The following is a 25,439-nucleotide window of genomic DNA, read 5'->3' as shown; positions in this document are numbered from 1 at the left end:
ATTAGTTAACTCCTTGCATTAAGATATTTTTTTGTATTTCTAAAAATTCTAAAATTGCTTTAATACTTTTAGAATATCATAAAGAAATTTTTTCTGTATCTTGATTAGTGATATTTTCTGTTTCTCTTCTTAATTTTTCCATTCATGATGATTTATGAATATCTTCAAGATCTTTTTCATCAACTCTTTTTTTTAAATCCTCATCTAAAAGTTTTTTATTTATATCCGGATATGCTTCAATGACTTTTTTAATAAATTGAAATTGAAATTTTTTACTTACTATTTGAAATATATTATTTTTAAATTCTTCTAATTTTAAATATTTTTCTTGATCAATCATTTTATTTTTAAAATTAAATAAAATATTTTTTAAATTAAGAAATCATTCGGTATTAAATATTTTTCTAATATCATATGTCTCTTCGCTAATATCACCTTGTTTTAATAAAATATTTAATTCTTGAAGATTTTTTTCAAGTTGTTCATTTATTTCATTGACATCAAAATTAATAAATGATTTTTTAGTGCAATCTGTGTTAAAACAAATTAAATTATCTAAATATTTTTCATCAATAATAACTTCATGATATTTTGCTTCTTCAGGAATATAAATTGTAACATCATCAATAGGTTCTTCTGGTTTTTCTCCTCTTTCATTAAAAGTGTCTTTAACCTTTTTAACAATATTTAAATATTCTTTTAATTCTTCAATTGTAAAACCTTCGATTTTATTATTTTCATCATATTCAGGATAAGTTTTAAGTTTAGAATAAGTTTTGTTAGTTTCAACAACTTCTTTCAAATATTGATTTAAATCACTTGTTGAAGCATTAGAAAAAACATTTTGATTTTCAAAATCATAAACTTTTGTCACACTAGTTTTAAGCTTTTGTCAAACATCAACAAAATATTTATACACTTTTTCATATGTTTCACCATACACAATGTCAACAAGATCATCTTTAGTACTTTCTGCATAAGTCATAAAAGCATCATCAATTGTATTTTGTGAAACAGAAAAATTAATTATTAGACCATAAGGTTTATTTTCTTCATAAATTCTATTAGTTCTTGAAAAAGCTTGAATTAAATTGTGATTAGATAATTGCTTATTTATATAAAGGGTATTAGTATTAGGTGAATCATAGCCCGTTAAAAGCATATCTACAACCAAAACAATATCAATGCCATCTTCATTGGGTTTGTAATTTTTAAAACGATATTGAACATCATTAATATATTTATCAAAATTTATTTCATCAAATGATGTTTTAAATCTTTTGTTGTAATTTTCCACTATATTTTTTTTAAAATCTTCTATTTTTTTATCTTTTTCATTATTTTCGATATTATCTTGCTCTTTTAAATTGAATGAAAATATTGGAGACATGAAAATATTATTTATTTCTGAACTTAAATATAATTCATAAAAACTTAGCATATCTTTGATTGTGTCAAAAGCAAAAATTGCATTATAATGACCATTTTGTGTAAAATTGTAATGTGATTTTTTAACTATTTTTAAAATTTCAGTTAGCTTTTTTAAATGATTGTTTGGAAATCTAAAAATTTCGTTTTCTGAATAATTAACAGAATCTTTATCATTTGTATAATAATTTCTGAGACTAAAACCTAAAACATTTTTATCTTTTATAGCATCACGCATATTATAAACATCTAATTTGTTACCAAAAATGTCTGAAGTTTTTTTATCACTATCATTTTCAAAAATTGGTGTTCCAGAGAATCCTATCATAATACTATTTTTTAAATTATTTTTTATTCTACTTCCCATTGTTCCGGCTACTGAGCGATGACATTCATCTATTATAAAAACAAAGGTTTTATTTGTTATTTCTTGAATTAAATTTAAATTATTAGTTAAAATTTTATTCATTTTTTGAATAGTTGTAATTATTAATTTTTCCCTTTTTTTAATTAAAAGTTCTAATAATTTTGAGGAATTGTCTTGATATAGAGCCTCAAAAAGTTCATTTTCATTTCAAGAAATAAAACTTCGAAACTCTTTTGTTGTTTGAGTATTAAGATCCTGTCTATCAACTAAGAAAATTACATGATCAATGTTAGGATTTTGAGATAATATTTCAGCAATTTTATATGATGTTATTGTTTTTCCACTACCTGTTGTATGTCAAATATAACCATTATTTATATTAATATTAGCATTTAATTTATTTTTTAATTGATTATTAACAAAATTAATTGTTTTTTGCATTGCTCTTTGTTGATAAGGTCTTAAAAGCAAAAGTTTATTTTTAGCTTTTTGAAAAACAACACAATTTTTTAAATAATATTTTAATTTGTTTTTGTTTAAAAAATCTTGAATAAAATTATCAATATTTTTTCCATTATCTGAATATCAGTTAAATTCAACTTTTTTTTCTTCTTTATCATTGTTAGACATTAATTTAATTTTTTCAAAATTTGATGCCACAAGTATTTGAACAAACCTTAAAACATCACTATTTAAAACATTTTTATAGTCATTTTTAATATCAGAAATAGCTTTTTTTATTTTTACATTTTTATCTTTAAATTCAAAGAAAATTAATGGAAAACCATTGATTAAAATTAAACTATCAAATATATTAGTTTTATTTGTTTCTTTATTTTTTGTGCTAAATTGTTGTAAAACATAAAAATTATTATTTTCTCAATTTTCCCAATCAATTAATTTAAGTCTTTGTTCTCTTGAACTATTTTCTTTTGGGATAGTTATGGTATCGAAATTTCAAATTCATTGAGCAAATTGAATTTTTTCAGTTTTAGTTAAAGTAAATAACTCTTTAAGCTTTTGTTTATTTTCTTCTTTTAATTTAATTGAGTTTAATCTTTCAATTTCAATAAAAATTATTTTGAGTAAACCTTCAGTATCTTTTATACCTTGAAGTTTTATATATTCTTGTTTTTCAACTAATTTTTTTACAAAATCATTTTCATATCATTTTTCATTTTGCTTCATTTGTTTTATCCTTTAATTAAAATATTTTTGTAGTAATTAAATCTTTTAATTAGTATTTTTTCTTTCTGTTCTAACAACTCAATTTTTTTATACAATGGTTCAATAATGCTTATTAATAAATTTTGTGTTTCTAGTGATGGGATGTTGATGTCAAAATATGACAAATCATTATTGCTTAAAAAACCTTGAGCCGAACCTTTGGCAATTGTATTTAAATCAGGTTGCTTCATTTTTAATAAATAAAACAAAAATTTTGTATTTACAATACTATTATCAGGCTTTAAAACAAAACAGTTACTTGTAGTAGAGAATTTTTCATTTACATAAATAACCGTTCCAGCATATGCACCATGACTTGTAATTAATATATACTCACCATCAAAAATAAAAGTATTGAGTTTACCAAAAATTCCATTATCTTTAGTTTTGGATGAATAAACATTGAATTTACCATCTTTTAACGTTTCACTTTGCTTGATATTTTTTCCTTTTAAAAACTCAACAAGTTTACTTAATTTATAAATTCCTTCAAAGTTACTTAATAATTTCTTTGAATAAAGGTTTTGTTGCTTTTTGAATAAATTTATTTGATTTTTAATAAGGTTTAATTGTTTTTCTAATGGTTCAATAATATCTATTATTGAACCATTAGAAAAAGTTTTAAATAATTTTAAAAATCTAGAAACAAACATTAACAAATTTACAAATAAAATTTTCAAAATTTTAAAAAATAATTTTTATATTGATAATATTTACGAAATTTCAACTGGTAAATGAAATAATGATGTTATAGATGAAGAAAATGGTATTTACAATTTTTATTCATGTTCAGAACACATAAGCAAGTCATTTAAAAGCAATTACAATGGTAAATATATAATATTATCAGGTAATGGTAATTTTTATTGCTGATGATATAATGGTATTTTCGATTTGTATCAAAGAAATTATGCAATAAAACCTAAAAAATTATTTTTTACTACTTTTTGAACAATACAAAATTTTATTCAACAATTAAGAAATCAATCTAATGGATCAGTAATTAAATATTTAAAATTAAATCAAATAAAAAACATTAAAATTCTAGATGTTTCTTTAGAAAATGAATTAGAAAAAATTTATATATTGCTAAACACCTTAATACTTATTAAAAATAAAATTAATAAAATATTAAATTTAAAAATTAAGCTATTAGTAAAATAATGAAAAACATTTATTTAAATAAAAATAGGTGTTTTTTAGATGAAAATTTTTAATATTTTTTTTAATATAGAATTTATATTTTTTTCTAAATTTATTAAATTTGATAATTGACTAAAAAGATTATTACTATATAAAATATCTTTTTTAATAAAAATTTTATTAAGGTTTTCTTTATTTAGAGATTGCATTAATGTACCAGTTTGTAATTGATTTTTTTGATATATAAAATCGTTAGACAATAAAAAAGATAATAAATGATCATTTGTTTCATTTTTACTTTTTATATTAAAAAAACCAGTAGAAAAAACTATATTAGGAGCTTTTGAAAAAATCATCAATTTGTTTTCACCAATTATTTTTGAAAAAATAAATGAATTATCTTCTATTGTTAAATCTGCTCTTGATGGTTTTTTGGTTTGGTCTAATAAAATTAAATTTTCTTTATTTAAACTAAGTTCACTAACAAGTGAAGTTGGGCAATAAAATTTTTCATTTTTATATTTTTTATTTTTTATAATTATTTGATTTTTTATAGGTTCTTTTGAAGATTGATTTAGTTTATAAATTAAAATTAAATGTTTTTTTAATATTAATTTAATTTTATTTATTGTATTTTTTAACTGTTCAATAGGTTCAATAATATCTATTAATGTTTTTATATCTTTTTCAGCATTTTCAATAGTATCAATTCTTACCAAATGATTATGCCTCAAAAATAATTCTTCATGCGGTTCAATAATATCTATTATTGAATTTTGGGTATTGAGAGGTGGGATGTTTATAGAAATATTTAATAAAACAGAACTTTTTAAATGCCTCTGTGCAGAACCTGAAAGTTTTGAAATAATTAATTGTTCTTTTGTTTTTAAAAGAAAAAATAAATATTTTTCATTAATATTTTGTTTAGAAATAATATCTAAAAAATAAGCTACAGAATTAATATTAAATTTATAATTATGATAAAAAACTTTACCAGCTGTTCCTACACGTGAAATAGTTATTCCTTTTTTAAATTTTCAATGATTAATATATGATATTATTCCATTATTTTGTCCAGTTCCAGCGATTAATGGATATTTTCCTTGTATTTTTTTTAAATGTTTTCCTGCTAGTTTTGGATCACCCCTTTTAATCTTTACTATATCCCCAAGTTTATAAATTGCCATTAATGAATAAATAAATTTTTATTCTGACTTTTTATTTTTTTATATATTTATGCTTTTTTTATAATTTTTTCATTTAAAAAAAAGAAAGGAAATTATGAATTTTTTAAAAAATAATGAAAAAATGATCAAATTATTTTTATCTACTAAACAAAATTATAAAACACAAAAAACTTACTTTTCATTTTTAAAACGTATTATTTTACTTGAAAAGATTACTATTAAACAAATTAACAAATATATTTCTTCTCTTAATGTAAGAAATAATACAAAACTTTTATACATGAGAGTTGTTAAAAGTTTTTTAAGATGATGTAATAAAAATCAAAAGCAAAGCTTTAATGTTGAATTATTAAATACATACAATAATGATTCTAGAGAAAAAAGAATTTTCACTACAACAGAAATTGAAATTTTAACTAAAGAATTAAAAATATTTAATGATAAAGTTTTAGAATTCTATTTTTGAATGGTTTATGAAAATGCAGCAAGAATTAATGAAATAATTAACGCTGATTTTGAAAATTTAAACTCTGATTATTTTACTACAACTCAAGTTTTAAAAACTAAACATAAACAATCACAAAGAGTTGTAGGTATACCTGAATATTTAGTTGATATATATTTAGAAATTAATTTTAATAATCTAAAAATTAATAATTCATCACTAAATTCAAGAATGAGTAAATTTTTTAAATTTTTATCTAAAAGACATCCTAATAAATTTAAAAAACATGATATAAATTTTCAAACTTTAAGAACTAATAAAATTACTCAATGAGCTTATCTTGGCTACAATTCTACTCAAATTGCAAATATTACAGGACACATTAAAACACAAACACTTACTTTACATAAAATTTTTTAATTTAACAATTTTTATATATTTTTTGGTTTATTTAAATAAAAACATTTAATTTATTTTTTAAATTTATATTAAATCTTAAAAAAACAAAACACAGCATTTAATATTAGTGTTTTGTTTTTTTTGTTAAAAATAATCTATTTACTTAACTTCATTTTGTTTAAATATAGCTAATATTTTAATTTTTTTAATTTGTTATGTTTCATTTTTTTATATTAATTTATTACATTTAATATTTTTATTATTTAAAACAACATATTTGAAAACCTAATAAAATAAAAAAAATAAAAAGTTTGTAAAAAAACTCATAATTCATGTTATAATATTATTGCATCTAAAAATAAATGCAATTTTAAATAATTATTTAGCTATTTAATTAAACATTATATATAAGAATTTATATATTAAATTCAAAAAAAAAAAAAAAAGAGGTAAAAAATGTCCAAACAAAATATCGAAATCAATTATATTGATTCAATCAAAGAAAAATTATGAAAATCATGTGATGAAATGAGGGGGAATGTTCCTTCTGAACAATATATGCACATTATTATTGCTATTATATTTTTAAAAGCAATGTCTGATAAATATGAAAAAGCAGGAGAACAAATTAGAAAAAAATATTTGAATGATGGCGAAAGAAAATGATTATTAGCAAAAAAAGATTTAAATTTACTTAAAAGGTATGATGTTCAATTTATTGTGCCAGAAAGTGCCAGTTGATCAAATATTCAAAAATATATAAGTAAAGAAGAAATTGGAATAAAAATCGATGAGGCTTTATTAGCGCTAGAAGAACAAAACAATTCATTAAAAGGTCTATTTGAAAAAAATTTTAGTCGTGAAGATTTAGATAAACAAAGATTAAGTAAAGTAATTAAACAGTTTTCTGACATTAATTTTTCTGAACTTAAAGAAGATTTTATAGGTAGACTATATGAATATTTTTTAGGAAACTTTTTTAGAAAACAAGGTCAAAATGGTGGAGAATTTTACACACCACAATCCATTGTGGAACTTATGGTTGCTCTTTTAGCTCCAGACAGCGATAGTAAAATTTATGATCCAGCTTGTGGAACAGGTGGAATGTTTGTTCAAGCTAAAAAATATTTAGAAAAACATAAAAAAGATATAACTCAAATGAGAGTATATGGTCAAGAATTTTCATCTACAACATGAAAATTAGCAAAAATTAACTTAATTTTAAATGGTTTTGATCCTGATGATACACATCTTGGTTCAAAAGCAGAAAGCACTTTCAAAGAAGACTTAAGTGGTTTTGAACAATTTGATATTGTATTAGCAAATCCACCATTTAATCTTAAAATATGAGAAAATGAAAATGCTTCAGATGATCCAAGATACAAATGAGGACTACCACCTACAAAAAATGCTAATTATGCTTGATTATCCCATATTTTATATAAATTAAATGAAAATGGTAGAGCAGCTGTTATTCTTGCTAATGGTGCACTTTCTTCTTCACAAAAAGAAGAGCTAAGCATTAGAAAAAAAATGCTTGAAGAAAATAAAATAGAAGCAATAATTTCTTTACCAGATAAATTATTTTACACAACTGGCATTCCTGCCACAATCTGAATTTTTAATAATAACAAATTGAATGACGATGTTATTTTTATTAATGCTGAAAATTTAGGAGAATTAGCTACTAAAAAACTTAGAGTGTTTAACACAGAAAATATTAATGAAATAGTTTCTGCTTATAATGATGCTAAGTTAAATAAAGATTTTAGTATCAAAGGTTTTGCAAAAAGAGTTTCATTAAATGAAATTAAAGAAAATGATTATTCACTTGTACCTGGAAGATACATTGATTTACTAGAAGAAGAAGTGGATAAAGAACAACTAAAAGCAGAGATTCTAGAAATTCAAAATGAACTCAAAATTTTATTTAAAGAATTCACTGATTTAATTCCTGATGTTGAAAAATCTATTGAACAAGCTATTAAATTTGCTGATGAGCAAGAAAAAGAAAAATAGAATCAATTCATTATTATTTATTTAATTAGCAACAGTCTTTCCATAAAACAAAAGCAAAAAAATATTTTATAACTACAAAAATTAAAATCAATAAGGAAAAGTAATATGAAACAAATTCAAAATACTAATATTTTCAAATTAGAAGAAATAGCTAAATTTTATCTTGGTAAAATTTTAAAAAAACCAACAGAAAGCAAAGGCGAATACCCTCTAATTTCATCTACTTCCAAAAATGATGGGATTATTGGAAAAGTTGAGACATTTAATTTTCAAAATTGTATTACATTGCCAAGATTAGGGATTGAAGATAATATTTTTATAACATTAAGGAAATATAAATTTAGTGCTACATCACACTTAATTATTGTAAAACCAAATAAAAATATTGTAATTTTAGATTTTTTATATTTACTATTAAAATCACTAAATGCTAAAATTAGTCAATATGCAATTGAGGGAGATTTAATCAAACGTTTAAGTTTGAAAAAATTAAAAAGCTTAAAGTTAAGTATTCCTGAATTAAGTATTCAAAAAGAAATTGTTCAAAATTGAAAAAAAACAAACGAAAGTCTTGTATTTTTTGAAAAATTTTTTGAAAATCCTATATTTCAAATTAATAATTTATTAGTTAAAACACTTAATTATGTTATGAATAAAAGTAATAAACAAAATTATTTATTATCTGATTTATTAGATAAACAAAAACCATATAAAATGGGTAAAATTAACTTTGAGTCAGATGATAAAAAAAATAATTTATATATTTTAACTTACAAGAGTTTCAAAAATAATAATTTAAATGACAAAATGACATTTTATGATGAAAAATTAGAAAGTTTTTTTGCTAACAAAAATGATGTTTTCTTTACTAGATTCCCAGAACCTAGTTTTGGAATTCAAAATATTTATGAAGAAAACTCAGCTGTTTTTGATAGCTCATTAGTAAAATTAAATATTGATGAAACTAAAATTCAAAAAGACTTTTTTAAATATTTTAATTATTCAAATTTTTGATTAAATTGAAAACAAAAAAATAAAACATCAACATTATTGGGCGGAATAAATTTTTTAACAATTTTAAATTTAACACTTTCACTTCCAACATTAGCAAATCAACAAAAAATGATATTAATTATAAATAAACTTGAAAAATTAATAAAAATATTAACAAATATACAAAATAAAATACAGAAAATAATTTTGATTAATAATCAAATTATATTTAAAAAAATTAAAGAAAGGAGTTCATAAATGGCAATTTATAAACTTGGGGAAATAATTCAAGTAATTTCAGGTAATAGCAAACTTACAAAAAAATATGTAGATGCAAATAATGGTGAATTTGGTGTTGTATCTAGTAGTTCATTTAATAATGGAATTTTCGGTTATATAAATACATTTTTGTATGAAAAAGGAATTACAATTTCTAAAGATGGTAGTATTGGAAATGTTTTTTGACAAGATAAACCATTTTCTATTAATACAGGCGCATTTTTAGTTAAACCAAAAGATTTAAGCATTATAAACGAAAAATATTTATTTTTTCTTTTAAAAACAAAAGAAAAAAGACTAAAACAAATAGGTGATGGCAGTGTAATCAAACATATTTATGCAAAAGATATTAATAACTTAGAAGCTATTATTCCTGATTTGAAAACCCAAAATTCAATAATAGATATTATTGAACCGCATGAAGAATTATTTTTGAGGCATAATCATTTGGTAAGAATTGATACTATTGAAAATGCTGAAAAAGATATAAAAACATTAATAGATATTATTGAACCAAATGAACTAATAGAAAATAAAATAAAAAAAATGAAAAAAAACATTGATAAAATTTATTTTTGATTTTTTGATAATTTCTCTATAAGGCGCAATAATTTTCTTTATGAAAATGTGTCTTTTATTAAAGGAAAAAATAAAAGTAAAAATCAAAATACATCATGTGAAAAAAATACTTTTATTAATATATCTTCGTTACAAGGGAAAATTAATGATTTTACATGTGATAAGAAAAATGTGCATTTTGGTGATATTTTAATATCTTTAGATGCAACTACAGGTATAGTGAATAATAATATCGAAGGGTTTAATGGATATGCATATAAAGTAGAATCTAAAACAAAAAAAGATGTGGAAATATATTTAAATTTAATAAACAAGTTTAATCAAAAAATTATTAAAAATTTTTCAGTAGGAACAACTATAATGCATGCTTCAAAAGCAAAAAATAAATTAATAAATTTCGAATTTAATCATGTTCAATTAATTGAAAAAATATATTATTTTGACTTTAAATTAAAAAAAATTGAACAAAAAATCCAAAAATTAAAAAACAAAATTTTAAAAATAATATTTTAAAATTTGTTTTTTTAATACAGTTAATATTTTTTTAATTTTTGTTAAAATTATGTATATTTCATTTATCTTTAAATCAATATTATAAGTTTTTATTAATTTCAATTCTAAAATATTGTTTTTAGTAATGTTTTTTTGAGCAGCGCCAGTAGCTATATTTAATAATTCTGTTTTTTGTTTTTTTATGCTTTCTGAAATATTTAATGGGTAATCTGAAGTTAATGATAATGTTCTTTGATTAGAAACTCAATTTTTTGATGTTATAACTTTTGATGTACCAATTGTGCCTGAAAGCCCTGTGATAATATCCCCAATATTTAATAGATTATTTTTCATAAAGTTAGTTTCTTGATTTTGTGTTAAAGAATTTCCGATATTTGATATTTTAAAAATTTTGTATTTTCCATTATCTTCTATATGCTTTTTGTTATAAGCAAAACCAGTATTTATTTTATATGAAATATCTTTTATCAAAACATTACTTAATTTTCTTTGTTGGTAAATTTTTAATATTTTTTTTTCAATTTGAATAATTAAATTTTTTGTTTGCTCAATGGGTTCAATAATATCTATTATTGAATTTTGGGTTTCTAAAGGTGGGATTTTTACACTATAATATGACAAATCATTATTACTTAAAAAACCTTGAGCCGAACCTTTGGCGATTGCGTTTAAATTTAATTGATTCATTTTTAATAAATAAAACAAAAATTTTGTATTTACAATACTATTATCAGGCTTTAAAACAAAACAGTTACTTGTAGTAGAGAATTTTTCATTTACATAAATAACTGTTCCAGCATATGCACCATGACTTGTAATTAATATATACTCACCATCAAAAATAAAAGTATTAAGTTTACCAAAAATTCCATTATCTTTAGTTTTGGATGAATAAACATTAAATTCACCATTTTCTAGTGTTTCATTTTGTTTTATATTTTTACCTTTTAAAAATTTAACAATTTTGTTCAATTCATAAATTGCCATTAAAAAACTAAATCCTTTCATTTGTTTTAAAAAATTATTATTTTTTTTAAAAAAATTTTTTTATTTAAAAAAAAATAAAATAATATACAACGTTATATCAAATATTATCATGTAAATTGTACTATAATTCAATGTTTTTATATAATAAATAAATCATTAATGGCAATTTATAAACTTGGGGATATAGTCAAAATAAAAAGAGGGAATATAATAAATTCAAATGATTTAAAAAATAATCCTGGAGATTATCCAGTTATATCTTCTAACACCAAAAATAATGGTGTCTTTGGATATATAAATTCATATATGTATGATGGAGAATATATAACTATTAGCGCTGATGGAGCATATGCAGGAACAGTTTTTTTACAAAAAAATAAATTTTCTATCACAAATGTTTGTTTTATTTTAATTCCTAAAATAAAACAACTTTTTAATGAAAAATATTTATTTTATTTATTGAAAAAAAGTGAAAACAAAATAAAAAAACAATCAATTGTTGGATCATCTAGACCTGCAGTTAGAGAGTATACATTGCGAACTTTAGAAATTAATATTCCTCCATTAGAAATACAAAATTCAATAATAGATATTAATGTTTTTATATCTTTTTCAGCATTTTCAATAGTATCAATTCTTACCAAATGATTATGCCTCAAAAATAATTCTTCATGCGGTTCAATAATAGATATTATTGAACCATTAGAAAAACAATTAAACCTTATTAAAGATCAAATAAACTTATTCAAAAAGCAACAAGATTTTTATTCTAATAAATTATTAACTAGTTTGGGCAAATTTTATAAACTTGGGGAAATTTCTAATGTAATTTCTGGTAGAGGACCTAATGGAGTAAAAAATATTGAAGCTTTTAAAAGTGAATATGGTGGAGTCAATTGACTTTTAGTTAAAAATTTAAAAAGTAATCAAATTCAAGGTGAAATTGGAAAATATAATTTTGATCCTTTAAAACACAAATTAATAAAATTGAATAAAAATGAAATGGTTTATTCTATGTACGCTACACCTGGAATTGTTGCAATTAACTTTGAAAATAATGATTTATATATTAATCAGTCTTTTTGCAAAATCATTCCAAACCCACATATTGTAATTCAAAAATATTTATATTTTTATTTAATAAAAAATAAAAATAATTTTTTAAAATTTTCTTCAGGAACTACACAAAAAAATTTAAATTTAAGTTTAGTAAAGAAATTTAACATTAATATTCCACCTTTAGAAACGCAAAATTTATTAATAAGCATTATTGAACCATTAAAATATAAAAATCTTTTTAATTAAATTTTTATTTTTTTAAAAAAACTTGTTTTTAAATGATAAATTTCATTTTTATTTTTAAAAAATTATTATAGTATTTAATATATAAAAATAACAACAAGCAAAATTTTAGCTTTGTTGTTATTTTTTAGGTTTTTATTGTTTCTTTTTTGATCAATTAACATATTTTTTCTTGTAGCTTTGACTAGAATTAGGGAGTGATTTTACGAATTTACATTTTGGAAAATTAGAACATCCAATAAATTTTTGTCTTGTTGCTTTGTTGAAGCGGAAAATTAAATCAACATTATCTTCTGGACACATTTCATCAACTTTTTGAATAGCACTTGTTCTAGTTATATTTTCTGTTGTTGTTTCAACATTTTTTTGAAAGTCTTCTCAAAAAATATCTAAAACTTTTTTGTAATCTTCTGTGCCTTCAGCAATTAAATCTAATTTTTCTTCAATTGAAGATGTATATTTTTCATTAATTATTTCAGGACTTATTTCAAATAGTTTCTCTAATACAATTGATCCAAAATCGGAAGGTATTAATGTTTTCTCTCCGTTTTCAACATATAATCTTTCTTTTAATGTTTTAATGATTGTGGCAAATGTTGATGGTCTACCTACTTTAATTTCATCCATTGCTTCAATTAAACTACCTTCACTATATCTACTTGGTGGTTGAGTTTCTGAATTAATTAATTTATATTCTTTGATTGGGACAACATCATTAAGTTTTAAATTAAGTTTTTTTTCTTTATTTAATTTGTCTGGCATTATTTTATAATAACCATCAAAAATAATATCTGATTCTGTTGCTTTAAAACTATGATTATTGTTTTCTAATTCGTATCTGACTGTTTTTCTAATTGGAACATTCATAGTAGCTTGTAAAGAATTTTGATAAATTAATGAATAAATTTTATAATCTATTTCTTTTAATTCAAACATTTCTTTTGCTTTATCAGGAGTTAAATTTAAATCTGTTGGTCTAATAGCTTCATGGGCATCTTGATCACCTGCAAAACCTTTTATATCTTTCGCTACATACTCTTGACCAAAATTTTTAACAATAAATTGTTGTGCATGCTCTAAAAATGTTTTGCTTAATCTTGTTGAATCAGTTCTAGGATATGAAATAAGTCCACCAGAACCATAACCTTCATATAAACTTTGTAAACTAGCTTGGACAGCTCCAGATGAAATCCCTGCTCTTTTATATAAAACTGATTGTTTGAAAGGTGTGACTTTAGCTTCTTTTTTTTCTGAAACTTTTATATTTTTTACTACTAAATCACCTTTTAATTCTTTTATGATTGCTTCTGCTTCTTTTGGTTCAATTCATAAAGAATTATTTTGATATGGTTTTATATTATTAAAATATTCAAATTCTATTTCATCACTTTGTAATGCTTTAATGGTTGAATATTGAATTGGAACAAAACTTTTACGCTCTTTCTCCTTGTCAATTATCAATTTAAGTGCAACAGATTGCACTCTACCAGCTGTTGGTGTAATTGGTGGTTGTGAAATTTTTAAGTCTACTATTCTTGAAAGTCTAAAACCAATAATACGGTCTAAGATTCTTCTAGTTTTTTGAGCATTAACTAAATTTTGATTAATTAAAAGTGGGTTTTCAATAGCATTTTTAATAGCTGTTTCTGTAATTTCATTGTATTTAATTCTTTTATATTTATTTTGGATTTCTAATAAATTAACCAAATTTGCGGCAATTGCTTCACCCTCACGATCAGGGTCGGTTGCAATCAAAATTTCATCAAATTTCTTAGATGCTGCTTTTAGATCTTTAATAACCTTTTTCTTATCTTGTTTTTCTTCATATATAGGTTCTCAAGTATCTAAATTAACTCCAAATCCAAATTTACCAGCTGTTTTGAGTTCTAAAACATGACCTACTGAAGCCATAACTTCATAGTCATTTCCTAAATATTTTTTAATAGTTTTAATTTTATTTGGTGACTCAACAATTACTAATTTTTGCATTAAATCATTATAGCAAAATTTTTTATCTTTTAAAGTTAATTACAAAAATAGGCAATTTAATTTACAAAATTAAACAAAATATTTTATTTTTTCTTGCAATATTAAAAAAAGTAACAAAAAACTTGATTTATGACTAAATCAAGTTATTTTTTATGTTTAAACAAAATAATTAAATTACGTTATTTTAAATTTAGCTTTGCTTTGTGTCTTTCTAAAGTAGAACTTTTATTAATATTTTCACTATCTGGCACTAATAAAATAGTTTCTAATTTATTATTTTGTAATTTATTAGATAATGCTAAATCGATTTCATAGTCAAAATCAATTTGATTCCTTGCTGATCTAATTAATCAATTAACATTAAGTTGTTTAGCAATATCAGCTGTTAAATTATTATCATTTATAATAATCTCAACATTTTTTAGTCCAACTATTGCTTGCTCTACAATTTTTTTTCTTTTCTCAAAAGAAAAATCAATTTCTTTATCTGGATTTATAGTTATAACTAAATAAACATAATCAAAAATAGATAAAGCTTTTTTTAAAATGCTTAAATGTCCTTCATGAAAAGGAGCAAAACTTCCAGGATAAAGTGCTTTTTTAGTTAAATAATTTTTTTGCATCTTGTGCAATCATTAATTCTTCATTTGTTCTAATAACATAAACAGGAATAGCTGAATCACTTGTTGTTATAAGATGACTTGATGCAATTTCACTTGGTGATACATTATTTAATTTAGTATCTACTTTAATATCAAGAATGTTAATTTTTTCTAAAATCATTTGTCTAATAAAACTTGAATTTTCACCAACACCCGCTGTAAAAACTAATGCATCAATATTTTTACCAATTTTATTAATGTAGTTAATTAAATAATCTGCAATTTTTTGTGTATAAAGGTCAATAGCTAAAATTGCATTAGCATCATTTTCTTGATATTTTTGAATAACATCTCTTAAATCTGAACCAATGCCACTAACACCTAATAAACCTGATTGTTTATTTAAAATATTTGTGAATTCTTTAATTGAAATATTTGCTTGTTCCATTACATATTCATGAATAGAAGGATCAATATCTCCACTTCTTGTCCCCATCATAATTCCTGCTAATGGTGTCATCCCCATTGATGTATCAATTGATTTAGAATCTTTAATAGCACAGAGTGAAGCTCCACTTCCTATATGCATATTAACTAAACTAACTGTTTTTTTGTTTAAAATTTCTGCAAGTTTTTGAGTAATAAATTTATGGCTAGTTCCATGAAAACCATATTTTTTAATTCCATATTTTTGGCTTAATTCTCTGTTAATCGGATAAATAGAATTTACATTTGGAATTGTAGTATGGAAAGCTGTATCAAAAGTTGCGCTTAGTTTTGCATTTGGGATAACTTTTTTTATTGCTTTTATCGCTAATAAAGCTCCTGGATTATGTAATGGTGCAAATTTAGATAATTCATCAATAACTTGAATTTCTTTTGCTTTTAATTCTGTTGTATCAACAAAATATTCACCACCATGAACAACTCTAAAACCAACAATTTCGATTTCATCTAAATTTTCAATAACTTTATTTTCTTTTCACATTTCTACTGTTTCAGTTACAGAATCTAAATGATCTTTTAAATCAATTGTTTTTTTAGTTTTTTTACCTTTGTATTCCATTGTTAAAAATGAATCACTAATACCAATTCTTTCTGAAATACCACCTGCAATAATTTCAAGTTCATTTTTTGAAAAAAGTGATCATTTCATTGAAGAAGAACCAGCATTAATAACTAAAATTTTTTTATTTTGCATTATTTTTCCTCTTTAAATGTCTGTAGTGTTGTAATTAAAATTGTGTTATATACATCTTCAACTGTCGCTCCTCTTGAAAGGTCATTAACTGGAGCTCCTACACCTGTGATAATCGGACCTATAGCTCCATATCCACCCATTCTTTGAGCTATTTTATAACCTATATTACCAGCATCTAATGTTGGGAAAACAAAAACATTTGCTGAACCTTCGAAACTTGGTTTTTTATATTTATCTTTTTTAACTTTTTCAATATAAGCAGCATCAAATTGCACTTCTCCAATAACATTTGAATTTGAAGATAAAGTTTTATATTTTTCAAAAGCTGCAACAACAGTTTTAGTTTCTTCACTTTTTGCTGAGCCATCTGTAGAAAATGAAAGAAATGCTACTTTTGGATCTAATCCTAAACTTTTAGCAAATAATTCTGCGTTAAATCCTATTTCTGCTAATTGATCAGATGTTGGTTTGATATTTACTGAAATATCTGAGAAAATTAACTTTTCTTCATTTTTATGCATAATCATAGCGCTAGAAATGGTTTTAACACCTGGCATTGGTCCTATAACTTTAAATGCAGCTCTTAAAATATCTGATGTTGTAAAATTAAGGCCTCCAACAACACCATCAACTTCTTTGTTTTTTAACATCATCATTGCATAAAAAGGTTTAGTTTGTAATGCTTTTTTTGCATTTTCTAATGTTTCTTTACCTTTTCTTAATTCAAAAAATAATTCACCAAATTTTTCTTTTTTATCATCAGACATTACTTCTTGAATTATTTCATCACTAATATTTTTATGTAGTTTATCAACTAATAAAACAGGTGTAATTAATTTAGATTGCACTAATAAATTCGCTGCATCAACAGCTCTTTGATCATCACCATCAATAATAACGATTTTTCTTTTAGAATTAGTTTCATTTTTTAGTTTGATTTGATTTTCTAATAAAATTTTAAAACTCATTTTTTTCTCCTAAGCTTAATTTTTTTATAAATAAATTAAATGAATATTAAAAATAATTTTAAACTAAAATTAATAAATATACAATTATTTATTAATAAAAATTAAAAAAAATGCTGAAAAATAAAAAAAATAGAGTAAAAATTTTTTATTTAAATTTGAAGAAAATAAATAAAAAAATATAAATTATGACATAAAAAAGGCACAAAAAAAATGGCGGGGCAAACAGGATTTGAACCTGCGCGGGCGGTCAAGCCCCTAACGCGTTAGCAGTGCGTCCTCTTCAGCCTCTTGAGTATTACCCCGTACATTGTGTAAATATTATACAACATTATTAATTTTTTTTGTTAAAATTTGTACTAAGCCTAGTTTTAAAAAATGTTTAATTTTTTTTAAAAAATAATAATAGATAACTTTTTTTTAAATTTTTTTTGTTTTTTTTGTTTTTTTACTTAAAAAAAATATAAATAATTTAAAAGAACTCAACATATAAAAAATAATAAAAAACTAACAAAAAAAATATAAAACAAATAATATGTTGTATAATTAAAAATAATTTATTAAAATTAAAAAATAAATTTTTAGTATTATGTTAATAATTTAGGAGAAAAAAATGGAAATTAAAAAAATAGCTATTTTGACATCTGGGGGTGATGCACCAGGTATGAACAATGTTATAAGAGCTGTTGTTAAATCTGCTTTACTTAATAACATTGAACCTTTTTTAGTTTATGGTGGTTATAAAGGACTTTATAAAAATAAAATTGTTTCAACAACTAATAAAAATGTAGATAAATACCTTGCACAAGGTGGAACATTCATTTATTCAACAAGATTCCCAAAATTTAAAAATCCAGAAATAAGACAAGAAGCAATTGGAAATTTAAAAAGATTAGGAATTGACGCTTTATTAGTAATTGGTGGTAATGGTTCATATGCAGGTGCTTTAAAATTACATGAAGAAGGTATAAAAGTTTTAACAATCCCAGGTACAATTGACAATGATATTAATTCAAGTGAATTTACATTAGGTTATGACACAGCACTTAACACAATTGTTGAAGCTGTTGATAAATTAAGAGATACAGCAACTTCGCATAGTAGATTTTTTATTGTTGAAACAATGGGGCATGGAGCTGGAGATTTAGCACTTTATTCAGGGATTGCAACAGGAGCTGAAATTATTGTTACAAATGAAAAACCTATGACTGTCGATGAAATAATTGCAGTAGTACATGATCAAGTACATAATCGTAGAAAAAGAAGTGTTATAGCTATTGTTAGTGAATTTATTTACCCTAACCTTGATAATGTTGCTAAAGCAGTACAAGCTAAAACCAAAGTTTCTGCAAGAGCTATGAAATTAGGACATCTACAAAGAGGTGGACGTCCAAGTGCACAAGACCGTATTTTAGGAACCTTAATGGGTTCAAAAGTAATTGAACTGTTTAATCAAGGATATTCAGGTTATGCACTTTCAGTTAATAATGGAGATATAGTTCCAATCAGAATTGAAGAATCATTAGAAATGACACAAAAGTCAAACAAAGCTAAAACAATTAAATATAGCAAATTAAACCAATTTTAATTAAATTAAAAAGGAGAAAATATGCGTAAAATTAGAAGAAAACAAATGGCAGAAAGAAGACTTGAAAGAATTAAAAAACTTCAAAAAGAAGCTAGAAAAGCAGCTAGAAAAAACAATTAAATTAAAAACTGTCTTAAGACAGTTTTTTTTAATGTTTTTTTATTGTTATTTATTATTATTTTTTTCTTTAATTTGCTTTCAATATTCTTTTATTTTTCTTTCATTAGCATTATTTTTAAAATGAAAAAATTTTTCCTCTATTAATTCTTTTGGCATATATTGTTGTTCTACATATGAATTAGCAAAATCATGAGGATATAAATAACCAATGCCATTTTTTAATTTAGCAGCTGATGCATAATGATTATCTTTTAAATGTTTAGGAACTTGATAAACTTTATTCTCGTTAATAGTATTCAAAGCTTTTTGAGTTGCTAAATAACTAGAATTACTTTTAGGACTTAGTGCTAGCTCTATAATAATATTACCAATTGGTAATATAGCTTCAGGCATACCCAAACGCTCAGCTGCTTTAATAGCTGTATCTACTTTTAAACCAATTAAAGAATTAGCTAAACCAATATCTTCATATGCAATTGCTAACATTCTACGAAATAATCCATCTAAATTACCACCTACAACTAATAATAATCCATAGTATAATGATGCATCTACATCACTCCCTCTTACAGATTTATGAAATGCACTTAAGTTATCATATGATGCATCTTTTTTATAATCATAATAAAAATTTTTATGAGGAAAAATTTTTTCTAAAATTTCAATGGTTATTTTTCCTTTAAATTTTAAATTAATTAAAAGTTCTAAATTATTAAAAACATTTCTTAAATCACCACTTGAAATTCTTACAAATTTTTCAAGTGTTTCTTTATCAAAAATTAAATTAATTTTTTTATTTTTGATAATTTTTTGCAAAGCATTTGTTATATCTTCTTCACTAATTTTTTCAAATTGCAAAATTTGCAATCTACTTCTTATTGCTGGATTAACTTTAAAAAAAGGATTTTCTGTTGTTGTAGCATAAAAAGTTTTATTTTTTTCTTCTAAAAAAGAAAGCAAAATATCTTGTTTATCTTTGTTTAGTCTATGAATTTCATCAATAATAATAATGTCATAATTATTAATGTAGTTTATTAATTTTTCTTTATTATCTAAAACAGAGTTAAAAATAACAAATTTTTTCCCTAATTCTTTTGCTAAAACTATTGCACTAGAAGTTTTACCAATGCCTGATTCACCATAAAATATAAAAGATGTATTATTTTTGTGATCAATAATTTTTTTTAATAAAAATTTGATATGACTTTGCCCTACAATATCATCCAGTTTTTCAGGCACGAATATTTTTGATGTTATATTATTCATTTTTTTCGTTTGGTTTAATTAAATTAGAATCTTCAATCTCACTATGGCTTACACTAGGTGATGAAAAATTATCTTTCTTTAAATAAGCAAAATTGTTGTCAACTTTATTAATTTTTTTAACAATTTTATTAATATTGAAATTTTCAATTTTATTTTTAAAAGTATTGATATGTTTATCTAATTTAATCTTTACTAATTCTTCCATTTTAAAAGCAGTGCTTTGAATTGTTGTAATGTGTTTGCTTAAATCTTCAATATCTGTTGTCATATGTTTTAAAGAGTTATCTAAAATTTTATTTTTCATTTTATCAAATTCATCTAAAATTTCATATTTTTCTTTAAATTCTAATTCAGAGGAAATTACACCTTTTTTAATATTGAGAATATGAGTTATTAATGATAGAAAAGTTATAAAATATTGTGGCCTTGTTACATAAATATTTGAATATTCATTTTTTTCTTTTTTAATAACAAAATTTTGTTCAGGTTCTAACTCAGTAACTAAAAGTGCATAATTTGCTTTTTGATTCAATCTATCATTTTCTAATTTTTTATAAAATTTACTATTTTTTTCTTTGCTATTTTCACCAGCGGTTTTAGCTTCAATTATTACTGTTCCGATAACTTTTTGTGTGACATCATCTAAAACCTCAAATAAAAAATCTGCTTTTTTTCCATCTATCTCTTTTGCTTTTGTCATTTTAACATTGGAGTTAAAACCAAAATGAAAATCAAATTCATTTTGAATTCATTTTTCTAAATCTTCACCCATAACTTTTGAATTTAAACTTTTTTCTCTTGTCATTCTATCAATCTGTTTTTTATGTTCTTCTTTTTGAGTTGATAATTCAGCTTCCAAATTTTGAATTTTACTAATTTTTTCTTGAAATTCTTTATCTTTTCTGAATTCATCAATTGCTTTTCTTTTTTCAAGTTCAATATTTGATTCAGATCTTGCTAATTGAATTTTTAACTCTTCAATTTCTTTAACTTTATCTAAGTATTCATTACTTTGTTTAAAATTAATAATAGCTTTATTAGGTGCTTCTTTTACTTCATGTTTTAAAATATTAATTTCATTTTCAAAACTTATTTTTTCTTTTTCTAGATTTTTAAGTTTATCATTTAAACCTAAAAATTCATTTGAGTTTTTAAATTTAATAATTTCATTTTCTTTTTCTACTTCTAATTTAGTTATTTTATTTCTTAAATTTTTAATTTCATCTAAATATTTTAAAAAATCATTAGTTTTTTTAAAATCTTCTATTGATTTGATAGAAATAATTTCTTTTTCCTTTTCGGATTTTTGTAGTTCATTTTCAAAATTTATTTTTTCTTTTTCTAAAATATTAATTTTTTCTTTTAGTTCAATAAATTCATTAGAATTTTTAAATTCATTTTCTCATTGCTTTTTCAGTTCATTTGTTATTATTTCATTACCTTCAAGCAATTTTTTTATTTTAATGCTCTCTTCTTTTTGTCACTCAGGCAATTCTGTTAAAATAATAAAATCACCTGGTTGTGCACTTTCTAAAATTTCTAATTCTCATTTTTGAATATTTTTTATTTTTGCTTGAATTTTTTTTGCCATATCAACCTTCCTTTTTATTTTTGATTTTTTTCTTTAAAATTATATTACATAAATAATATAATGAAAAAACAAACATTTATAAAAAAATGCTTGTTTTACTTATTTAATTAGTTAATTTTTCTTCTATAAGATTTAAAATTTTATCTCTATTAATTAATCATTTAATTTTCTCAATAATTAATAAATTATATTTTTTAGACAAAAGATAGCTAATACTATCTTTAAAAATTATATATTCTTCATAATTACTATAATTATTATAATCATCAATAGCTATACCTAATAAAAACATATTTTCTTTATTTAAAATAGCTAAATCTATTTTTTTGCTTCCAATAATATAATCTTTTTTTATTTTATAATTTTGTTCAATAAAAATAGACATTTTTAAAATTTTTTCAATAATTTTATCAACTAAATTATTTACTTCACTTTCAGAAGAATTATTATTATTTTGTTGGTTATCCAATAGTAAATATCTTTTTCTCTCATCATTTGAAAGTTCTAAAAATAAAAGTCATTTTTTAAAAAGTAATAAATCATCATTTGTATTCAAAGTTTCAATTTCATTTGCTTTTATTGATTTAACAATTATCATTTTATTTTTTGCTCTTGATATTGCAACATTAAGCGCGTTTTGTCCACCTCTTCTTGAAACGTAGGTAGAAGATAGAGCTGTTGTTTTATCATAAACAACAGAAACAATCAATAAATCAGCTTCATCACCTTGTATATTTTCAATATTTTTTAATAAAATTTTTTCTTCATTAATAGCTTTTTCTAATTCTAAATATTTATTAAAAATAATGTTTTCTATTAGTTCTCTTTGTGGTCTATTAAAAGTCAAAATGATAATTTTGTTATACTTTGACAAATTAGCTTGAGCTAATTCAACCACTAATTTTGCTTCTTCTAAATTTGACTTATTTTTTCATTCTCCATTTATATCATAAACTTCAATAGGTTCTTCATCAAATGTTGTCAATTTATCAATTACATCTAGTTTTGAATTATAAAAATGTTTTGATGAAAAAGTCATTAATGAAGCAAAATTAGAACGATAATTTTTATCTAATAAAATTGAATAAATCCCTTTGTAAACAGCATAATTTAAAATAGATTCAATATTACCTAATTCAATATCTTCAATATCACTTCTAGTTGAAAATCAACTTGTAGGTTGCATTTGCTTATCATCACCAGCTAAAATTTTTATTTTAGCTAAATATAAAATTGGGATTGCTTTTTCAATAAAAATTTGTGATGATTCATCTAAAATTGCATAATCAAATTCTTCCTTATCTCATTTAGTTAATTCTGTATCTACTGAAGAGATAATTATAGGAAATAATTCTTTAATAATTACATAGTGATCTAAAACAAATTTATATGGATCTCTTCATCCATTTCTTGCTGCTAAAGCAAACCTATGGTAAAGTCTAGTTTTTTCTTTATTAAAGTTATTTATTTTTTTAAACAAACGATAAGTAACATAATTTGTTATTTCTTCTTCATTACAAATATCTTGTTTGTCATCACCAATTAAATGCTTATAAAATTCATCAATGTTTATAAGTTTTTCTTTTTCTATATCAACAATTTTATTTGTAATTTCACTTAAATCTCCATCATAATCTGCAAAATCATTAAGTATAATATTTGCATCTCTATTTATGTCATCATTAAATTTTATAAAAAGTTTTTTAATAGCAGACACTTTTTTATTTTTTAAAGTTTCAAAAATAAGTATTTTTAACTTTTTAGGATCTTTAGTTATTCTAGAAGGGTTTAGATTAATATTTTTACTTAATTTATAAAGATTTTCAATTGTTTTTAAAGATAACTCTTTTTTTTGTTTTTTCAAGAAAGAATAAATTTCTAAATCTTTTTCATAATTATCACTATTTTTTATTTTATTTAACAAATCAACATGTTTTTTTTCATCGTTATCAAGAATTTTAACTAATTTAGGTAAATTAGCTTTTTTAAAATTTTCTAATTTATTTATTAAATCCACTATAGGTTCATAAAATTTGGATTTTTGCATGCTATTGTCATTCAAAATAAATAAACAAAAAATAGATAATGAATTCATCCTGCTTTTTAAAATATCAAGAGCTGCTTTTTTTTGCGAAACTACAATTGCTTTTTTTTGAAAAAATATTACATTTGCAATAATATTAGAAATTGTTTGACTTTTACCGGTTCCTGGTGGACCTCAAATTATTGTATTTTGGCTAAGCGCTGAAACTGTAGCAACATCTTGTGAAAAATTAGTTTTATTAATTTTTATAAAATTAAAATTATCATCATAAATAGTTCTGTCAATTCTAGTTTTGTATTTGTTTTTATTTATTTCAACATCAAGGATTGTATCAAATTCATCATTTTCAATGATTTTTTCCATAACTTTTCTTTGATAACTACCAAATGAGGTAAAAATACCTAAAACCATTCCTTTGTGAAACTCAAGGTAATTTTCATTAACAATAACACTTTCTAAATTTTCAATTTTTCCTTTAAAACTTTTAATGTCATAACTTGATCAAATATTTTTCAAATTTTGTTCTAATTCTTTCAAAGACATTTGTGACACATCTTCATCAAGATCAAAAAGATAACCTCCACGCTCTAAAAATCATGAAAGTTTTTCATTTATTTTTATATCACCATTAGAAAACAATGTTGCTTGACCATTTTTAATTTCGATATTTACTTCTTTAAAAAAAAGTGGTGCATAAATAGTTCTTTTTTCAATTTCTGCAGAAATAAATAAAACACCAATTTGCATTGGTCATATATTTCTTTCCATATTGATATTTTTAGCTTTAGCCAAAAACTTTTTTCAACGATTATTGTTTTTGTTTATTGTTTCTTCTAAAAACAGTTTCGCTTTTTTCAATGTGCTATCGAAATTTTTTTCAAATGCATTAAGTGTTTTTTCATCAATAATTTGCTTATGTTTTCTATATACATATTTAAGTTCGTTTAAATTTGTAACATTGGATAAATCCTTTAAAATTTTTTCAGCATTATTGTTGCTTAAAGAAACTTTAAAATTTTGTCTTAAATAAATATTTTCAATACTTTTTTCATCAAGTAATTCATGTAAATCAATAAAATTTTTTTCATCTACTGTTAATTTAAGTGAAGTGTCAATTTTGTCAACATTTAAAAGATTATCAAGAATTCTTTTATAATTTTTCTTTTTTTCTTTAAAAATTCGATAATTATTCTCCATTTTGCCCT

The 25,439-nt window shown here is 22.2% G+C and carries 18 protein-coding genes, 1 tRNA gene and 1 pseudogene; 8 read left to right on the top strand and 12 right to left on the bottom strand.

All coding sequences use genetic code 4. The features are described 5' to 3' along the window. Position 1 precedes the first annotated feature (1 nt). The gene (locus EXC65_RS00365) at positions 2 to 2,983 is read right to left on the bottom strand and encodes an HsdR family type I site-specific deoxyribonuclease (protein WP_129719506.1); all 2,982 of its coding nucleotides are present in this window, start codon (positions 2,981 to 2,983) and stop codon (positions 2 to 4) included. Between the two features lie 5 nt (positions 2,984 to 2,988). Continuing rightward, positions 2,989 to 3,675, bottom strand: a complete 687-nt coding sequence (locus tag EXC65_RS00360) for a restriction endonuclease subunit S (protein ID WP_129719505.1) — start codon at positions 3,673 to 3,675, stop codon at positions 2,989 to 2,991. 241 nt (positions 3,676 to 3,916) lie between these two features. Between EXC65_RS00360 and EXC65_RS00355 the strand changes: the two genes are divergently transcribed. Next, on the top strand, positions 3,917 to 4,186 hold the full coding sequence (locus EXC65_RS00355) for a restriction endonuclease subunit S domain-containing protein (protein WP_129719503.1): 270 nt from the start codon (positions 3,917 to 3,919) through the stop codon (positions 4,184 to 4,186). A 35-nt stretch (positions 4,187 to 4,221) separates the two neighbouring features. On the opposite strand, the gene EXC65_RS00350 is transcribed toward EXC65_RS00355, so the two are convergent. Continuing rightward, positions 4,222 to 5,352 carry a restriction endonuclease subunit S gene (locus tag EXC65_RS00350; RefSeq protein ID WP_129719502.1) on the bottom strand — a complete coding sequence of 377 codons (1,131 nt, stop codon included), beginning with the start codon at positions 5,350 to 5,352 and terminating at the stop codon, positions 4,222 to 4,224. Positions 5,353 to 5,446: 94 nt separating this feature from the next. Here EXC65_RS00350 and EXC65_RS00345 point away from each other — a divergent pair, with 94 nt between their 5' ends. The 4 genes from EXC65_RS00345 (at position 5,447) to EXC65_RS00330 (ending at position 10,579) form a co-directional block, all read left to right on the top strand. Next, complete coding sequence (locus EXC65_RS00345) at positions 5,447 to 6,217, top strand: site-specific integrase (protein ID WP_129719501.1); 771 nt, start codon at positions 5,447 to 5,449, stop codon at positions 6,215 to 6,217. A gap of 435 nt (positions 6,218 to 6,652) precedes the next feature. After that, positions 6,653 to 8,215, top strand: a complete 1,563-nt coding sequence (locus EXC65_RS00340) for a type I restriction-modification system subunit M (protein WP_129719500.1) — start codon at positions 6,653 to 6,655, stop codon at positions 8,213 to 8,215. Positions 8,216 to 8,320: 105 nt separating this feature from the next. Further along, positions 8,321 to 9,466, top strand: coding sequence for a restriction endonuclease subunit S (locus EXC65_RS00335; protein ID WP_129719499.1), 1,146 nt, complete (start codon positions 8,321 to 8,323; stop codon positions 9,464 to 9,466). Beyond that, positions 9,467 to 10,579, top strand: coding sequence for a restriction endonuclease subunit S (locus tag EXC65_RS00330; RefSeq protein WP_129719498.1), 1,113 nt, complete (start codon positions 9,467 to 9,469; stop codon positions 10,577 to 10,579). Here EXC65_RS00330 and EXC65_RS00325 read toward each other — a convergent pair. After that, positions 10,562 to 11,566, bottom strand: coding sequence for a restriction endonuclease subunit S (locus EXC65_RS00325; RefSeq protein WP_165001306.1), 1,005 nt, complete (start codon positions 11,564 to 11,566; stop codon positions 10,562 to 10,564). The two genes, EXC65_RS00330 and EXC65_RS00325, sit on opposite strands and share 18 nt — an antisense overlap. A gap of 168 nt (positions 11,567 to 11,734) precedes the next feature. Here EXC65_RS00325 and EXC65_RS04730 point away from each other — a divergent pair. Then, a pseudogene (locus tag EXC65_RS04730) lies at positions 11,735 to 12,205 on the top strand (restriction endonuclease subunit S); the annotation flags it as partial. A 150-nt stretch (positions 12,206 to 12,355) separates the two neighbouring features. Further along, complete coding sequence (locus EXC65_RS04720; protein WP_232018842.1) at positions 12,356 to 12,871, top strand: restriction endonuclease subunit S; 516 nt, start codon at positions 12,356 to 12,358, stop codon at positions 12,869 to 12,871. Positions 12,872 to 13,003: 132 nt separating this feature from the next. Here EXC65_RS04720 and topA read toward each other — a convergent pair whose 3' ends face one another. The 5 genes from topA to EXC65_RS00290 form a co-directional block, all read right to left on the bottom strand. Further along, positions 13,004 to 14,857 (bottom strand): type I DNA topoisomerase, encoded by a 1,854-nt coding sequence (topA, locus tag EXC65_RS00310; RefSeq protein ID WP_129719496.1) that lies wholly within the window; start codon positions 14,855 to 14,857, stop codon positions 13,004 to 13,006. Positions 14,858 to 15,036: 179 nt separating this feature from the next. Then, positions 15,037 to 15,480, bottom strand: a complete 444-nt coding sequence (gene coaD, locus EXC65_RS00305) for a pantetheine-phosphate adenylyltransferase (protein WP_129719495.1) — start codon at positions 15,478 to 15,480, stop codon at positions 15,037 to 15,039. Continuing rightward, positions 15,458 to 16,660 carry an acetate/propionate family kinase gene (locus tag EXC65_RS00300; protein WP_129719494.1) on the bottom strand — a complete coding sequence of 401 codons (1,203 nt, stop codon included), beginning with the start codon at positions 16,658 to 16,660 and terminating at the stop codon, positions 15,458 to 15,460. The genes coaD and EXC65_RS00300 overlap by 23 nt, the downstream gene beginning before the upstream one ends. Further along, positions 16,660 to 17,628 carry a phosphate acetyltransferase gene (locus tag EXC65_RS00295; protein ID WP_129719493.1) on the bottom strand — a complete coding sequence of 323 codons (969 nt, stop codon included), beginning with the start codon at positions 17,626 to 17,628 and terminating at the stop codon, positions 16,660 to 16,662. Before EXC65_RS00295 ends, EXC65_RS00300 begins: the two co-directional genes overlap by 1 nt. 211 nt (positions 17,629 to 17,839) lie before the next feature. Beyond that, positions 17,840 to 17,930 (bottom strand) — tRNA-Ser (locus EXC65_RS00290). A 308-nt stretch (positions 17,931 to 18,238) separates the two neighbouring features. Between EXC65_RS00290 and pfkA the strand changes: the two genes are divergently transcribed. Beyond that, positions 18,239 to 19,213, top strand: a complete 975-nt coding sequence (gene pfkA / locus EXC65_RS00285) for a 6-phosphofructokinase (RefSeq protein WP_318025963.1) — start codon at positions 18,239 to 18,241, stop codon at positions 19,211 to 19,213. Between the two features lie 165 nt (positions 19,214 to 19,378). Here pfkA and EXC65_RS00280 read toward each other — a convergent pair whose 3' ends face one another. The 3 genes from EXC65_RS00280 to EXC65_RS00270 all read right to left on the bottom strand — a co-directional run bounded on the left by EXC65_RS00280 (position 19,379) and on the right by EXC65_RS00270 (position 25,431). Next, positions 19,379 to 20,599, bottom strand: a complete 1,221-nt coding sequence (locus tag EXC65_RS00280) for a replication-associated recombination protein A (RefSeq protein ID WP_129719492.1) — start codon at positions 20,597 to 20,599, stop codon at positions 19,379 to 19,381. Further along, positions 20,592 to 22,190 carry a DUF2130 domain-containing protein gene (locus EXC65_RS00275; protein WP_129719491.1) on the bottom strand — a complete coding sequence of 533 codons (1,599 nt, stop codon included), beginning with the start codon at positions 22,188 to 22,190 and terminating at the stop codon, positions 20,592 to 20,594. The genes EXC65_RS00280 and EXC65_RS00275 overlap by 8 nt, the downstream gene beginning before the upstream one ends. 103 nt (positions 22,191 to 22,293) lie before the next feature. After that, complete coding sequence (locus tag EXC65_RS00270) at positions 22,294 to 25,431, bottom strand: AAA domain-containing protein (RefSeq protein ID WP_129719490.1); 3,138 nt, start codon at positions 25,429 to 25,431, stop codon at positions 22,294 to 22,296. Positions 25,432 to 25,439 lie beyond the last annotated feature (8 nt).

The sequence above is a fragment of the Mesomycoplasma neurolyticum genome (genome assembly GCF_900660485.1).
GTDB classification, from domain to species: domain Bacteria; phylum Bacillota_I; class Bacilli_A; order Mycoplasmatales; family Metamycoplasmataceae; genus Mesomycoplasma_A; species Mesomycoplasma_A neurolyticum.
Note: the sequence above shows the minus strand (reverse complement) of the source record. Positions and strands in the feature narration are given on the sequence as shown.